Annotated in this window: 11 protein-coding genes; 6 read left to right on the forward strand and 5 right to left on the reverse strand. The window is 58.3% G+C overall.

The features are described from left to right. Positions 1 to 265: 265 nt before the first annotated feature. Positions 266 to 1,039, reverse strand: coding sequence for a hypothetical protein (locus AAHA39_RS02540; RefSeq protein ID WP_320656841.1), 774 nt, complete (start codon positions 1,037 to 1,039; stop codon positions 266 to 268). A 739-nt stretch (positions 1,040 to 1,778) separates the two neighbouring features. Between AAHA39_RS02540 and AAHA39_RS02545 the strand changes: the two genes are divergently transcribed. From AAHA39_RS02545 to fdhD, 5 genes are all read left to right on the forward strand, one after another. Beyond that, the gene (locus tag AAHA39_RS02545) at positions 1,779 to 2,378 is read left to right on the forward strand and encodes a 4Fe-4S dicluster domain-containing protein (protein ID WP_033112617.1); all 600 of its coding nucleotides are present in this window, start codon (positions 1,779 to 1,781) and stop codon (positions 2,376 to 2,378) included. A gap of 46 nt (positions 2,379 to 2,424) precedes the next feature. After that, positions 2,425 to 4,569, forward strand: a complete 2,145-nt coding sequence (gene fdhF / locus AAHA39_RS02550) for a formate dehydrogenase subunit alpha (protein ID WP_320656840.1) — start codon at positions 2,425 to 2,427, stop codon at positions 4,567 to 4,569. A gap of 97 nt (positions 4,570 to 4,666) precedes the next feature. Then, the gene (locus tag AAHA39_RS02555; protein ID WP_320656859.1) at positions 4,667 to 5,065 is read left to right on the forward strand and encodes a hypothetical protein; all 399 of its coding nucleotides are present in this window, start codon (positions 4,667 to 4,669) and stop codon (positions 5,063 to 5,065) included. A 419-nt stretch (positions 5,066 to 5,484) separates the two neighbouring features. Beyond that, complete coding sequence (locus AAHA39_RS02560; protein ID WP_320656839.1) at positions 5,485 to 7,602, forward strand: sigma 54-interacting transcriptional regulator; 2,118 nt, start codon at positions 5,485 to 5,487, stop codon at positions 7,600 to 7,602. Next, positions 7,599 to 8,468 carry a formate dehydrogenase accessory sulfurtransferase FdhD gene (fdhD, locus tag AAHA39_RS02565; protein WP_320656838.1) on the forward strand — a complete coding sequence of 290 codons (870 nt, stop codon included), beginning with the start codon at positions 7,599 to 7,601 and terminating at the stop codon, positions 8,466 to 8,468. Before AAHA39_RS02560 ends, fdhD begins: the two co-directional genes overlap by 4 nt. Before the next feature lie 101 nt (positions 8,469 to 8,569). Here fdhD and asd read toward each other — a convergent pair whose 3' ends face one another. Further along, positions 8,570 to 9,682 (reverse strand): aspartate-semialdehyde dehydrogenase, encoded by a 1,113-nt coding sequence (gene asd, locus AAHA39_RS02570; protein WP_320656837.1) that lies wholly within the window; start codon positions 9,680 to 9,682, stop codon positions 8,570 to 8,572. A 25-nt stretch (positions 9,683 to 9,707) separates the two neighbouring features. Here asd and AAHA39_RS02575 point away from each other — a divergent pair, with 25 nt between their 5' ends. Further along, a complete protein-coding gene (locus AAHA39_RS02575; RefSeq protein ID WP_320656836.1) occupies positions 9,708 to 9,923 on the forward strand; it encodes a hypothetical protein in 216 nt (71 codons plus the stop codon). A gap of 65 nt (positions 9,924 to 9,988) precedes the next feature. Here AAHA39_RS02575 and AAHA39_RS02580 read toward each other — a convergent pair whose 3' ends face one another. The 3 genes from AAHA39_RS02580 to AAHA39_RS02590 all read right to left on the reverse strand — a co-directional run bounded on the left by AAHA39_RS02580 (position 9,989) and on the right by AAHA39_RS02590 (position 13,162). Then, complete coding sequence (locus tag AAHA39_RS02580) at positions 9,989 to 11,284, reverse strand: D-amino acid dehydrogenase (RefSeq protein ID WP_320656858.1); 1,296 nt, start codon at positions 11,282 to 11,284, stop codon at positions 9,989 to 9,991. 193 nt (positions 11,285 to 11,477) lie between these two features. Then, a complete protein-coding gene (locus AAHA39_RS02585; RefSeq protein ID WP_320656835.1) occupies positions 11,478 to 12,998 on the reverse strand; it encodes a cryptochrome/photolyase family protein in 1,521 nt (506 codons plus the stop codon). Next, complete coding sequence (locus AAHA39_RS02590; RefSeq protein WP_080973154.1) at positions 12,998 to 13,162, reverse strand: DUF2256 domain-containing protein; 165 nt, start codon at positions 13,160 to 13,162, stop codon at positions 12,998 to 13,000. Before AAHA39_RS02590 ends, AAHA39_RS02585 begins: the two co-directional genes overlap by 1 nt. Positions 13,163 to 13,430: the final 268 nt, after the last annotated feature.

Consider the following 13,430-nt stretch of genomic DNA (forward strand, 5'->3'; position numbering starts at 1 on the left):
CAACCGTTTGTTTTATCTGGGGAAGTGGTTTGGCCACTATTTTTTATCGGGTTGAGTGAAAAACAGACGATAAAATAATGACTAATTAATTGCTGGCAGGGTGGCAAAGATGAGGAGCTTGGGTAGCAATGGAGTCTTTATTTGGGGAGGAGGGTGCAATGAACGAAGTGAATTGCACCAAGTATTAAAAGAGGCAAGAGGTGCAATGCGCTGCGCTTATTGCACCCTACGGAACTACATTAATATGTAGCGGCGTAGATTTTAATTATTTAGCTTTGCAGGCTTTATATTCGCGACATTGATTTTTGTAATCATAGAAACTAATTACAGCATCAAAGTAACTTGCGATGTAATATGAATATACTTCCACTGGTAGTTTTACATTATTTTCTACTGCTTTGGTATTGTGGTTATTAGAGAGGACATTTAGCAATTTCTCCAATGAAAAAGTTACTTCAGTCCAATATCTTGCTAAAGACTTATCTGCTGAATAGGTTACAGGTAAAAGTGATTTATATATCTCATAATGATTGGTAAGAGTTTTGCTCAAACTTGGATAGAAATCCATTGTGTCAATAATTTGCTGCTTGTTTAATGGCGGACGATAATAATCTCTGATTTTTATCGTAGTTTCATAGCTTACTGAGTGTAATGATTTAGCTGTTCCCCTGTAAGATGTAAAATCTACACCAGATAATCCCTGAAAATAATAAATGGTATTGCCAAGGACTTCATCTAATAAGTCTAGCTTATCTAAAGTGTCGAGCTCTTTCGCTCGCTCTCTTTGATAATCAATAAATATTGTAAATACGACACCATTGAGAAATAAACCCAACAGCGTGGGTAAAATAATACTTAGGTAACCATTTGGTGACTTTATAGATAGCCATAATAAAATAGCTGAAATAAATAGGAATACTATAAACTTGCCTGAGCCAACGACATTTAAAAAATGTCTAATTTGATATCTGTGTCTACTTATTAGTCCGAGAGTTACAGCGCTAGAAATTATGATTCCTATCAAGATAACCATATGCATATTTATATTTACCACCATCAAAGCGCACATTTATCGCAAAACATGCTGTTATCTTAATTTCTTTCTTAGGCCATCTTTGGCTTTTAGTTTTCATCTTGGCATGTTCAAAGTTCCCAGTTCTCGCTGATTTTGTGCGATCTTGTCGCTTATCAGCATGAAAACGCCCCAGCGGAGCTGGTTGCCAACTGGCACATATTAACCGGAGGGATAGAAAACTGAAGGGGCAGGGGCCCAAAACCGGCTCTGGCTCAACAAATTAGTCAATAATTGGCCTATTTTTGTTCGGTTTGACTTAATGATGGCTTGCCAGTTCGATAGCAAAACCAAACAACTTGTCATCGCTGCAAGCGGCGTTAGCGTGCTGCACAGCCCATTTTTGGCCCTTGGTATGGTTTTTCTCCCGGTTTCCCTTCCTCCGCTTGCCCGGTTTGGGGCGGCCGATCCTGGCTGCAAACTCCTCTGAACGTCTCCGCCACGCTGTTGGGGCAGAGGCTGGTCAGCCGGTGTCGAGCTCGTCACTTTTGTCGTGTCGATCACACTTCCCACCCCGTCGTCACCCTCGTCAGTAGCGGTAAACAGCAAGCTACTATTGCTGATTAATCCTTTATTTTCAGATGGTTGTGAATTTTTATCGCACCCTTGGCCCGTTTTGGTCTGATAAATGCTTTGTGGGGGGCTGGCCGCCTCTTTGCCTGTCGGCGGGCGGCCCGGTGTAACGAACCATTTAGGATCCCTCTCTATGAACAGCTTCGTGATTGCAGATCCCAGTCTCTGTATTGGGTGTCGTACCTGTGAGGTGGCCTGCGCCGTTTCACACCAGTCAGGGTCTTGCAGCGGGACCCTTGAGCGGGAGGGCGGCCTGCATCTTGCCATCGAGGATGGACATCTGGTCTCCAAGGACAGCTACTTTCAGCCGCGCCTGAAGGTGATCGTGGGCAGCAAGGTGACCACGCCGGTGCTCTGCCGCCAGTGTGAAGACAAGCCGTGCGCCATGGCCTGCCCGAACAATGCCATCGTCAGTGAGGATGGTTGCGTCAAGGTGTTGCAGGAGCGCTGCATCGGCTGCAAGTCCTGCGTGGTGGCCTGTCCTTACGGCGCCATGGCGGTGGTGCTCAAAGAGGTGGCCCCGGCTGCCGATTCGCTCTTCAAGCGTCCGCAGACCAAGGCGCAGGCGCTCAAGTGCGATCTCTGCCGTCACCGCGAGGCGGGCCCGGCCTGTGTCGAGGTGTGTCCGACCCAGGCGCTGCGGCTGGTCACGCCGGAGCATCTTGAAAACCTGAACCGGCAGAAGCAGCTGGCCAGTGCCGAGGCACTGCTGGCGATGCCGGCGCGGGTGTGAGCGGGCTTGCCGAGCCGTTTTTCGTTAACAAACAAGAGTGTGAGTCATGAAAAAAGTCATTACCGTGTGCCCCTATTGCGGCACCGGTTGCAAAATCAACCTGCTGGTTGAAAACGACAAGGTGGTGGGGGCCGAGGGCGCCAACGGCCGGACCAACGAGGGGCAGCTCTGCCTCAAGGGCTATTACGGTTGGGATTTTTTGAACGACACCAACCTGCTGACCCCCCGTCTCAAGAGCCCGATGATCCGCCGCGAGCGCGGTGGCAAGTTCGAGGCCGTCTCCTGGGACGAAGCGATCGCGTTCGCCAGCAGCCGTCTCTCTGCCATCAAGGCGAAATATGGCCCGGACGCCATCATGACCACCGGCTCTGCCCGTGGCCCGGGCAATGAAGCCAACTATGTGATGCAGAAATTTGCCCGTGCGGTGATTGGGACGAACAACGTCGACCACTGCGCGAGGGTGTGACACGCACCCTCAGTCTCCGGTCTGGAGACAACTGTAGGCAACGGCGCCATGAGCAACGCCATTCCCGAAATTCAAGAGACCAAGTGCCTGCTGGTGTTTGGTTACAACGCTGCTGACTCTCACCCCATCGTCGCCCGCCATATCCTCAAGGCGAAGGCAAACGGGGCCAAGGTGATTGTGTGTGATCCCCGCATGGTGGAGACCGCCCGCATCGCCGATCAGTGGCTGCCGCTCAAAAACGGTTCCAACATGGCGCTGGTTAACGCTTTCGCCAACGTGTTGATCAATGAAGGGCTCTACAACAAGGCATTTGTCGCCAACTACACCGAAGGGTTCGAGACCTTCAAGGCGACGGTGGCCAAGTACACCCCGGAATATGTCGAGGGGATCACTGGCCTCAAAGCCGCCGATATCCGCGCCGCCATTCGCACCTATGCCGAGTCGCCTGCGTCCATGATCCTGTGGGGCATGGGGGTGACCCAGTACGGTCAGGCGGTGGACGTGGTCAAGGGGCTGGCGGGTCTGGCGCTGCTGACCGGCAACTTTGGTCGCCGCGGCACCGGTTGCGGGCCGGTGCGCGGTCAGAACAACGTGCAGGGCACCTGTGACATGGGGATGCTGCCGCACCAGTTCCCGGGTTATCAGTCGGTGGCCGATCCCGCCATCAGCGCCAAGTTCGCCAAGGCGTGGGGCGTGGAGTCGCTCTCCCAAAAGCCCGGCTATCGCCTGACCGAGCTTGGCCACAAGGTGGAGGAGGGCAAGTGCAAGGCTTTCTACATCTTTGGTGAAGATCCGGCCCAGACCGAGGCTGACTTGGGTCAGTTCCGCCGCACTCTGGCGGGGATGGAGCTGGTGATCGTGCAGGATATCTTCATGACCCAGACTGCCGAGATGGCCGACGTCATTTTGCCCGCCACCAGTTGGGGCGAGCATGAAGGGGTCTACAGCTCGGCGGATCGCGGCTTCCAGCGCTTCTACAAGGCGGTGACGCCCCCCGAGAACGTGAAACCGGACTGGGCCATCTTCTCGTTGATGGCGACCGCCATGGGTTATCCCATGGAGTACCACAACACTGAAGAGATCTGGGACGAGATGCGTGCGCTCTGCCCGCTCTACGCCGGGGTCAGCTACGACAAGATGGCCGATCTCAAGAGCGTGCAGTGGCCTTGCCCGACCGAGGATCACCCGGGCACCAGCACTCTGTTCGAGGGGAATGTGTTCACCACCCCGAGCGGCAAGGGTCAGCTGATTGCCTCCGAGTGGCGGCCGCCGCTGGAGCAGCCCTGTGCCGAGTACCCGCTGGTACTCTCCACCGTGCGCGAGGTAGGTCACTACTCCTGCCGCTCCATGACCGGCAACTGCTCGGCGCTGCAAACCCTGGCCGATGAGCCCGGTTATGTGCAGATCCACCCGAGCGATGCCAAAAAGCTCGGGGTGAAGGATCAGGCGCTGGTCTGGATCTCGTCGCGCCGTGGCAAGGTGATCACTCGCGCCAACTACAACGACCGGGTCAACGCCGGGGTGGTCTACATGACCTACCAGTGGTGGATCGGGGCCTGCAACGAGCTCACCATCGAGCACGTCGATCCCATATCCCACACGCCGGAGTACAAGTACTGCGCGGTGAAAATTGAGCGTATCGACAATCAGCCTGAGGCGGAAGTGTACGTCCAGACTGAATACAGCGCGCTCAAGGCGAAATTGCGCAGCGCAGCCAAAGGCTGACCCGCCCTAAAAAAGGACGTTCTGCACAAATAAGGGAACCCGACTCGGATTTATCGAGTCGGGCACCCTTTTATTACCCAAAAACAGGGGATAAATGATGCAACATGAAATTGGTCGCTTATTCGGAATTTTCTATATTGGCACCTATCTGGCGGCGATATTGCTGGGAATAGGTTGCTATATTTGGCGCGACGAGATGATATTTCTGCTCGGCTTCGGTTTTTTCGGCTGTTTTATGGCAGCACGACTCGCCATGGGCAGCGTATTTTCCGCCTTGAGTATTTCCAGTGCCTGGCTGATCGGGTTTATCTCCACCACCTTGATCAACTGCCTGCTGCTGGGGGTGATCACCCTGCTGGTCTACCTCACTCACCAGTGCGTCTCGGTTGAGCTTGCCGACAACGCCAGCTGGCTGCTGCTCTCCTTTCAGGGCTTCTCCGCGCTCTTTATTCTGGGCGGTTTGAAGTGCTGCCACACCCGACTTGTCACCTCGTGAGTGACCACCGAGCGGTGTTTCGAATGATGCCTTTATTGCACAGCAAAGGGGAGGCAACAGCGAGATCTGACAGTTGACAATGGCCCCTTGTGCGGCCACCAATCCATTATTCAATCCGCGATGTAATTATTGCCTGAATATGGCAACCAGATATATTAAATCGGATTGTAATGAAATTTGAGCTCATCTATGATGAGTCGCCATTCCAATAATAATCACCCGATGACAATGTTATTTTTTGTTATCGTTCGTTAATAACAACGGTGGAATTGCAACATGCGACAAGTGTCGTCACCGCCTTCCTTTTGGCAGCGTGGATAGTGCGCTGCGGCTATTAATTCTGGTGAAACGCTTGTGTCGCGATGCGATGGCATGGACAGCCTGACTGGTGACTGAAATTGATATAACGTGAGGCCGCAATGCTTACTGTGAGTGCCATCCCCCTGGACGAGATCTCTCCCATCTGGGACGACGGTTTCCTCCTGCTCTCCAAATCCCTCCTGTCGGCCGTGACGCTCGATGACTTTATCCACAAACTCAACAAGATAGATGCCGGCTTTGGCGGCGTAACCCGGGTCAACCTGATCCTCAACCGGGGATCCGGCGAGGAGGCCACTTTCTGTTATATGGGAGAGAGCGGCCCAAAGCACCTTGTCTGCCGCAAGGCAGACCTGCACGCTCCCACTGATGGTACCGAGCAGGCGATCATCCTGCCTGCCGCCCGTTTTGCCAACCGCTGTGCCCCCCTTGCAGCCGAAGGGATTTATGAGGGGCTGCGCTCCTACTGCCAGCTCCCCATCACCACCGCCCGCAGCCATCTGGGTGGGGTCGAGTTCATCAATACCCGCCTCGACAGCTTCACCATGGAGACGCTCGCCAAGCTGACCCAGCTGGCCGCCATCATCGCCATTGCGCTGGAGAATGTGCAGGACAAGGAGCGCACTCTGGAGCAGGCCAACTCCCTGCGCCTTGAGCGCGACAGCTGCAAAATTCTGGTGGATGTGACCAATGCGGTGATTAAATTAGTGCGCATCGCCGAGCTGCCCAAGAGCCTGTTTGCCATCCTGCACCACCACTTTGGCATCAGCAGCCTCTGTCTGGCCGAGTACAACGCCACTTCCGACAGCTTCAAGAGCTATCTGGTCAACCAGCAGCAGAGCGAGCAGCCGGGGATCATCGATCATTCGTGTTTTGAGAAGAACTGCCTGCAGGGTGCGCTGCGCCACAGCGAGCCCTTCTTCGTCTATCGTGAGCAGGGTCACGGCTGCCAGTCGAGCTGCCGCTTTACCTCCCAGATCCTGCCCCCCGATGCAGATAGCTCCTGCATTTTGCCGCTGCGCTATCAGGGTAATCTGCTGGGGGTACTGATCCTCTCCCATCCAGAGGCCAACTTCTTCGCCGATATCGACATCTCCCTGCTGGAGCAGGTGGCAGCGCGCACGGCCATTGCCATGAACAACGTGCAGGCGCAGCAGGAGATCTCCAACACCAACGGTGCCAAAGAGAAGACCATTCGCATCAACGAGCCGCAGATGCAGGGGGAGTTCCCCCACATCATCTACCAGAGCGCGGTGATGGCGAACGTGCTGGAGAAGGTGCGGCTGGTGGCCGAGAGCGACAGCACCGTGCTGATCCTCGGCGAGACCGGCACCGGCAAGGAGCTGATCGCCCAGGCCATTCACGCCCTGAGTGCCCGCCACGATCACGACATGGTGAAGGTGAACTGCGCCGCCATCCCGACCGGCCTTATCGAGAGCGATCTGTTTGGCCATGAGAAGGGGGCCTTTACCGGCGCCCTGACCCAGCGCATCGGCCGCTTCGAGCGGGCCCACAAGGGCACCCTGTTCCTCGACGAAGTGGGGGATATGCCGCTGGATTTGCAGCCCAAACTGTTGCGGGTATTGCAGGAGCACGAGCTGGAGCGGGTGGGCAACAGCAACCCCATCGCGGTGGATGTGCGGCTGGTGGCCGCCACCAACTGCGATCTGCTCTCCATGGTCAAGAACAAGCGCTTTCGCAGTGACCTCTACTACCGCCTCAATGTCTTTCCCATCGAGCTGCCGCCCCTGCGCGAGCGGCGCGAGGATATTCCGCTCTTGGTCAACTTCTTCGTCAGAAAGATTGCCAAGCGGATGCGCCGCACCATCACCGCCATCCCCGCCGATGCGATGAAGATGCTGGTGTCGCTGCCGTGGTACGGCAATATCCGCGAGCTGGAGAACGTCATCGAGCGCGCAGTGGTGATGACCCGCGGTCACGTGCTCAACCTCTCGCCGGAGGAGCTGATGCCCCTCAAGGGCTATCACAAGATTGAGACCCTGGTTTATGACGAGCCCGCTACACCGCTCTTTGCCGAGGGGCCGGAGGATGAGCGCGAAGCGATCATCGCCGCCCTGCGCGACTGCAACGGCATCGTGGCCGGCGAGCGGGGGGCGGCCAACCGCCTCGGCATGAAGCGCACGACCTTGCTTTCGAAAATGAAGCGGCTCGGCATCTCGGCCAGAGATCCCGAGATCATTGACGGGGTCGCACCATGAGAGAGGCCATAGAGCTTGAGGCGCGGAGCGAGCAGAGAGAACACAACGAGCAGAGAGAACAGAACGAGCTGGCACGCTGCGCCATCCACCGCGAGGTAGTACACTACCGCGCCGATACCTTGACCTGCGACAGCGAAATGGCGCTGCCCTCCGAGACGCCTGTGGCGCTGGTCTATAACGGCATCGCCCACAGCGTGATGATGTGCTCGGCCTCCGATCTGGAGGATTTCGCTATCGGTTTTTCGCTATCCGAGGGGATCATCGACAGCCTGCTCGATATCCACGACATCGAGCAGATTGACGGCTGTCAGGGGATTGAGCTGCATATCACGTTGGCCAATCGCTGCGTCCATCGCCTCAAAGAGAAGCGGCGCACCATGGCGGGGCGCACCGGTTGCGGCATCTGCGGCAGCGAGAGTCTGGAGCAGGTGATCCGCACCCAGCCACTGCTGCCCGATAGTCAGCGTCTGGCGGTAGGGCATATCGACAAGGTGCTGAGCGCGCTGCGCCCGCTCCAGCTGCTGGGCCAGCGCACCGGCGCCACCCATGCGGCAGTGCATCTGGATGGTGAGGGCAACATTCTCGCCATTCGCGAGGATGTGGGGCGCCATATTGCGCTGGACAAGCTGGTAGGCCATCTGTGCCGCACTGGTCGGCGTGACGGCGCCATTCTGGTGACCAGCCGCGCCAGCTTCGAGATGGTGCAAAAGTGCGCCAGCGCCGGGGTCGAGATCTTGCTCGCCATCTCGGCCGCTACTGAGCTTGCAGTCGAGCGGGCCGAGCAAACCGGGCTCACTTTGGTGGGCTTTTGCCGCCCCGGGCGGGCCGAGATCTATAGCGGCTGTCAGCGTATTCTGCTCAAGTAATGGCAAGGCCGTGAGCCCGCTAAACGGGTCATGAAAACAGGCAATAAAAAAGGGCGGGGAGTGTGACTCCCCGCCCTTTTTGTATCTGCTTCTGTGGCGGATTAACGCGCCAGCAGGATACGCAGCATGCGGCGCAGCGGCTCGGCGGCGCCCCACAGCAGCTGGTCACCCACGGTAAAGGCGGCCAGATACTCGGGGCCCATATTGAGTTTGCGCAGACGGCCCACCGGAATGCTGAGGGTGCCGGTGACGGCCGCCGGGGTCAGCTCGCGGGCGGTGATGTCGCGATCGTTGGGGATTACTTTCACCCAGTCGTTGTGGGCGGCCAGCAGGGCTTCGATCTCCGCCAGCGGCACATCCTTTTTCAGCTTGATGGTGAACGCCTGGCTGTGGCAGCGCAGGGCGCCGATCCGCACGCAGAGACCATCCACCGGAATGACGGCGTTCTCGATACCCAAAATCTTGTTGGTCTCGGCCTGACCCTTCCACTCTTCACGGCTCTGGCCGTTGTCGAGCTTGGTGTCGATCCAGGGGATAAGGCCACCGGCCAGCGGTACGCCGAAGTTGTCCACCGGCAGGGTGCCGGAGCGGGTCTTCTCGGTGATCTTGCGCTCGATGTCGAGAATGGCGGAGGCGGGATCCGCCAGCTCGACCGCCACTTCGTCACGCAGCATCCCCATCTGGGTAACCAGCTCGCGCATATGGCGGGCACCGCCACCGGAGGCTGCCTGATAGGTGGCTACGCTCACCCACTCCACCAGATCGGCCTTGAACAGGCCGCCGAGGGCCAGCAGCATCAGGCTGACGGTGCAGTTGCCGCCAACGAAGGTCTTGATGCCGTTGTTCAGAGCTTGCTCGATGACGTCGCCGTTGACCGGATCCAGAATGATGACGGCGTCTTTCTCCATCCGCAGGGCGGAGGCGGCGTCAATCCAGTAACCCTGCCACCCAGCGGCTTTCAGGCGCGGATAGACATCCTTGGTGTAGTCGCCGCCTTGGGCGGTGATGATGATATCCTGCCTGGCCAGCGCCTCGATATCGAAGGCATCCTGCAGAGTACCGGCATCGACGCCGAAGTTGGGGGCGGCCTCACCGGCCTGGGAGGTGGTGAAGAAGGTGGGTTGAATATGGGCGAAATCCTGCTCTTCCTGCATCCGGCTCATCAGAACCGATCCCACCATGCCACGCCAACCGACCAAACCTACTTTTTTCATAATGTCCTACCCTGGATTGCTGCTAATGAAAGGGGTGTTGCACGCCTGCGTCCCTGCTGGCGAAGGCCATTTACAAGGTTTTTACAAGCCATTTAAAAAATATGCGCTGCGAAAAATGCGTCTATCCACATTACGGATTGTGGCGGCGGGCGCAAGTCGAATTGCGCAATATTCTGTGCCGTTCGCTGCAATAAGCGGCAACGGCGGAGCGAGGGATAAAACGGGGCGCAGTAACGATTAAAAGGCCACCGCTTATGGCGGTGGCCTATCAATAAAAGGGGGGAAACAGCCCGACCGCGTGGGCGCTCAGGCGTAACGGGCCAGGGTCAACCCTTCATCGCTGATGGCGGGTTCGCTGCCGCTGATAAGATCGCACAACAGCTGACCCGAACCGGCCGCCATGGTCCAGCCCAGGGTGCCGTGGCCGGTATTGAGCCAGAGACCGGGAATGGGGCTCGGCCCCACCAGCGGGGTGCCATCCGGTGTCATGGGGCGCAGGCCGGTCCAGAACTCTGCCTGACTGATATCGCCCCCCTCGGGGAAGAGATCCCCCACCACCATCGCCAGGGTGTCGTGGCGCCTCGGGTTGAGGGCGAGGTTGTAGCCCGACAGCTCCGCCATGCCGCCGACACGGATCCGCTCGTCAAAACGGGTGATGGCCACCTTGTAGGTCTCGTCGAGCACGGTACTGCGCGGCGCGGCCTCGGCGTTGATCATCGGCAGGGTGAGGGAGTAGCCCTTGACCGGATAGACCGGCAGCTCCAGCCCGAGCGGGCGCAGCAGCGGCCGCAGAAAACCGGTGGCATAGCTGCCCAGCGCACAGACGATGGCATCGGCGCGATAGCGCTGCTCGCCCGCCCGCACCGCCACGGCGCGGCCGCGGGCTTGCTCAATCTCGTCGATATCGCAGTTGAAGACGAACCTGACCCCGAGCTTCTCGGCTTCAAGGGCAAGGGCCTTGGTGAAGCGGAAGCAGTCGCCGGTCTCGTCGCCGGGCAGACGCAGGCCGCCGACGATTTTGCCGCGTACCCGCGCCAGCGCAGGCTCTGCCGCTTCGCAGCCGCTGGCATCCAGCGACTGGTAGGGGACGCCATACTCCTCCAGCACCTCGATATCGCGCTGACTGGCATCGAGCTGGGACTGGCTGCGAAACAGTTGCAGGGTGCCGAGCTGGCGCCCTTCGTAATCGATGCTCAGCTCGTCGCGCAGTGCCTTCATACAGTCGCGGCTGTATTCGGCCAGACGCACCATGCGCCCCTTGTTGGTGGCATAGGCGGTCGGAGTGCAGTTGGCGAGCATCTTCAGCATCCAGCGCAGCTGGAAGGGATCGGCAGTGGGGCGCACGGTGAAGGGGGCATGCTTTTGCAGCATCCATTTGGCCGCCTTGAGGGGGATGCCGGGAGCCGCCCAAGGGGCTGCATAGCCCGGGGATATCTGCCCGGCGTTGGCATGGCTGGTTTCAAGGGCGACGCCCCCTTGTCGCTCTAGCAAGGTCACCTTGTGACCCGCTTTGGCCAGATACCAGGCGCTGGTTACCCCAATTACGCCGCCACCGAGAACCACTATCTCCATATCGTCTTTCCTTAGACTCGTTTTTCTGATGTTTGGTTGATGGAAACCTTGATGTGGCCACCACCATAATCAGCCGCCACAGGATATTCAACCGCTCTGCGCAGGATTGGGATTTCCGTCTGCCTGCCAGTCACGGGGCGGTGTTTGGTGCGATGGCATGCCTGATTGCCAGCGTAAATCGCTGCGCTGTTGTCAGGGGTATGTGTCAGGGGGCATGGCCCGCTTACAGCTGCTCAAGATGGATGAGATAGTGCTCCGCCGTCGCCAGAATGGCGTGCTGCTGTTCGGCGGCTTGGCCATCCCAGTTGGCATAGGGGAGGGCGAGGCGGGGATTGCCGCCCAGTTTGTCCCGGTTGCGCCAAAGAAAGTGCCAGTAGAGGCTGTTAAAGGGGCAACTCCCGTCGCCGTGGCGGGCTTTGACCTGATAGTGGCACCCCTTGCAGTAGTGGCCCATCCGATCGAGATAGGCGCCGCTGCTGGCGTAGGGCTTGCTGCCCATCAGGCCGCCATCGGCAAACTGGCTCATGCCGCGGGTGTTGGGCAGCTCCACCCACTCGATGGCATCCACATAGATGCCGAGATACCACTGATCAACCTCATCGGGGTCAATCCCCGCCAGCAGGGCAAAGTTGCCGGTCACCATCAGCCGCTGGATATGGTGGGCGTAACCGTGCTCAAGGGATTGGTTGATGGCGTGGCGCACGCAGGCCATCCTGGTTTCTCCATTCCAGAAGAAACCGGGCAGCGGCCGGTTGGCCACGAGAAAATTGGTGCGCTGATAGTCGGGCATCTTCTCCCAGTAGAGGGCACGGACAAACTCGCGCCAGCCGAGGATCTGGCGGATAAAGCCCTCCACTTGCGCCAAGGTGATAGTGCCCTGATTGGCCTGCCAGTGGGCTTCGGCGGCACGGATCACCTCAAGCGGATGAAGCATTTTGCTGTTGAGGGAAAACGACAAACGGCTGTGAAACAGGCTCCAGCCCCGCTCGCTCAGGGCATCCTGATAGCGGCCAAAATGAGGCAGGCAGTGGGTGAGAAAATGGGCCAGCAGCTCGCGACTCTGGCGCCTTGTGATGGGCCACGGCAGCTTGCTGGCATCCGCCTCGCCGATGGTGCTGACCCGGTGGCGGGTCAGCATGGCGTCAATCTCGCTCACCTCGTTGGCAAAGGTGAGGGGGGCCGGGATTGGCTGGCGATCAGGCAGTTTGGCGCGGTTCTCATCATCAAAATTCCAGCGCCCGCCAAGAGGTTGGCCGCGCTCATCGAGCAGCACTTGATATTGCTTGCGCAGGGCGCGGTAGAAGAACTCCATCCGGCTGTGGGGGTAGTACTGCCAGCCATCACGGGGGGTGAGAAAATGCTCGCTCTCCACCTCGGTGGCAGGGATGGCAAGGCCCGCCGCCCAGCTTTTCAACTGGCTGGCGAGGCGCCACTCATCCGGGCTCTGCCAGGCAAAGCTGTCGGCCTGATGCGCCGCGATTTGGGCTGCCAGCAGGCTGGGCAAGTCGGGCCAGCGGGCACTCTCATCAAGAGTCAGGTAACAGACTCGGTGGCCCGCCTTGCCAAGGGCCGCCGCGAAGGCGCGCATGGCGGCAAAGAAGGCCAGCACCTTCTGACGGTGGTGGCGGCAGTAGTCGGTCTCTTGGCGGAGCTCCGCCATCAGATAGCAGATTGCCGGATCCGGGGGGCGAAACCAGCTGTGACCGGCGTTCAGCTGATCGCCGAGAACAAGGCGTAGCTCCATCAGACTCGATCCTCCTCAGGTTGCTGGCTGCTGTGACGAGCGTGGCGGCAGCGCTCGCTGCAGTAGCGAACTTCCTCCCAACTGCGCGCCCACTTGCGTCGCCAGCTGAAGGGGCGCTGGCAGACGGGGCAGATCTTCTCGGGCAGATGGGGTTTGCGATGCATGATGGCTTCCGGCCTTGGCTGATGGGGGATGTGGCGTGTGGATAGGGAGAATAACGAACCGGGGGCGTGGACGGATCAACCTCACTGCCGGTTTGTTGCGCAGATGCGCGCTTTGTGAGCGGGCGCACAGCCCGTCAGTGCACTCCTTGTTTGCAAATTAACCAGCCGTTAACGTGGCGAGGCTGCCCGTTGGCAGCATCCATCAATGGATCTTGTTGGCCATCGACTGTCTACAACCGATATGGAGGGGAGTGATGCCAATCATGAC

The sequence above is a fragment of the Aeromonas sp. SE22 genome (assembly GCF_038739755.1).
Classification (GTDB): Bacteria; Pseudomonadota; Gammaproteobacteria; order Enterobacterales; family Aeromonadaceae; genus Aeromonas; species Aeromonas jandaei.

Excerpts from the sequence above, each read along its gene's own strand:
- AAHA39_RS02540 (WP_320656841.1), bottom strand. The coding sequence starts at position 1,039 with ATGCATATGGTTATCTTGATAGGAATCATAATTTCTAGCGCTGTAACT.
- AAHA39_RS02545 (WP_033112617.1), top strand. The coding sequence starts at position 1,779 with ATGAACAGCTTCGTGATTGCAGATCCCAGTCTCTGTATTGGGTGTCGT.
- AAHA39_RS02555 (WP_320656859.1), top strand. The coding sequence starts at position 4,667 with ATGCAACATGAAATTGGTCGCTTATTCGGAATTTTCTATATTGGCACC.
- AAHA39_RS02560 (WP_320656839.1), top strand. The coding sequence starts at position 5,485 with ATGCTTACTGTGAGTGCCATCCCCCTGGACGAGATCTCTCCCATCTGG.
- fdhD (WP_320656838.1), top strand. The coding sequence starts at position 7,599 with ATGAGAGAGGCCATAGAGCTTGAGGCGCGGAGCGAGCAGAGAGAACAC.
- asd (WP_320656837.1), bottom strand. The coding sequence starts at position 9,682 with ATGAAAAAAGTAGGTTTGGTCGGTTGGCGTGGCATGGTGGGATCGGTT.
- AAHA39_RS02575 (WP_320656836.1), top strand. The coding sequence starts at position 9,708 with ATGAAAGGGGTGTTGCACGCCTGCGTCCCTGCTGGCGAAGGCCATTTA.
- AAHA39_RS02585 (WP_320656835.1), bottom strand. The coding sequence starts at position 12,998 with ATGGAGCTACGCCTTGTTCTCGGCGATCAGCTGAACGCCGGTCACAGC.
- AAHA39_RS02590 (WP_080973154.1), bottom strand. The coding sequence starts at position 13,162 with ATGCATCGCAAACCCCATCTGCCCGAGAAGATCTGCCCCGTCTGCCAG.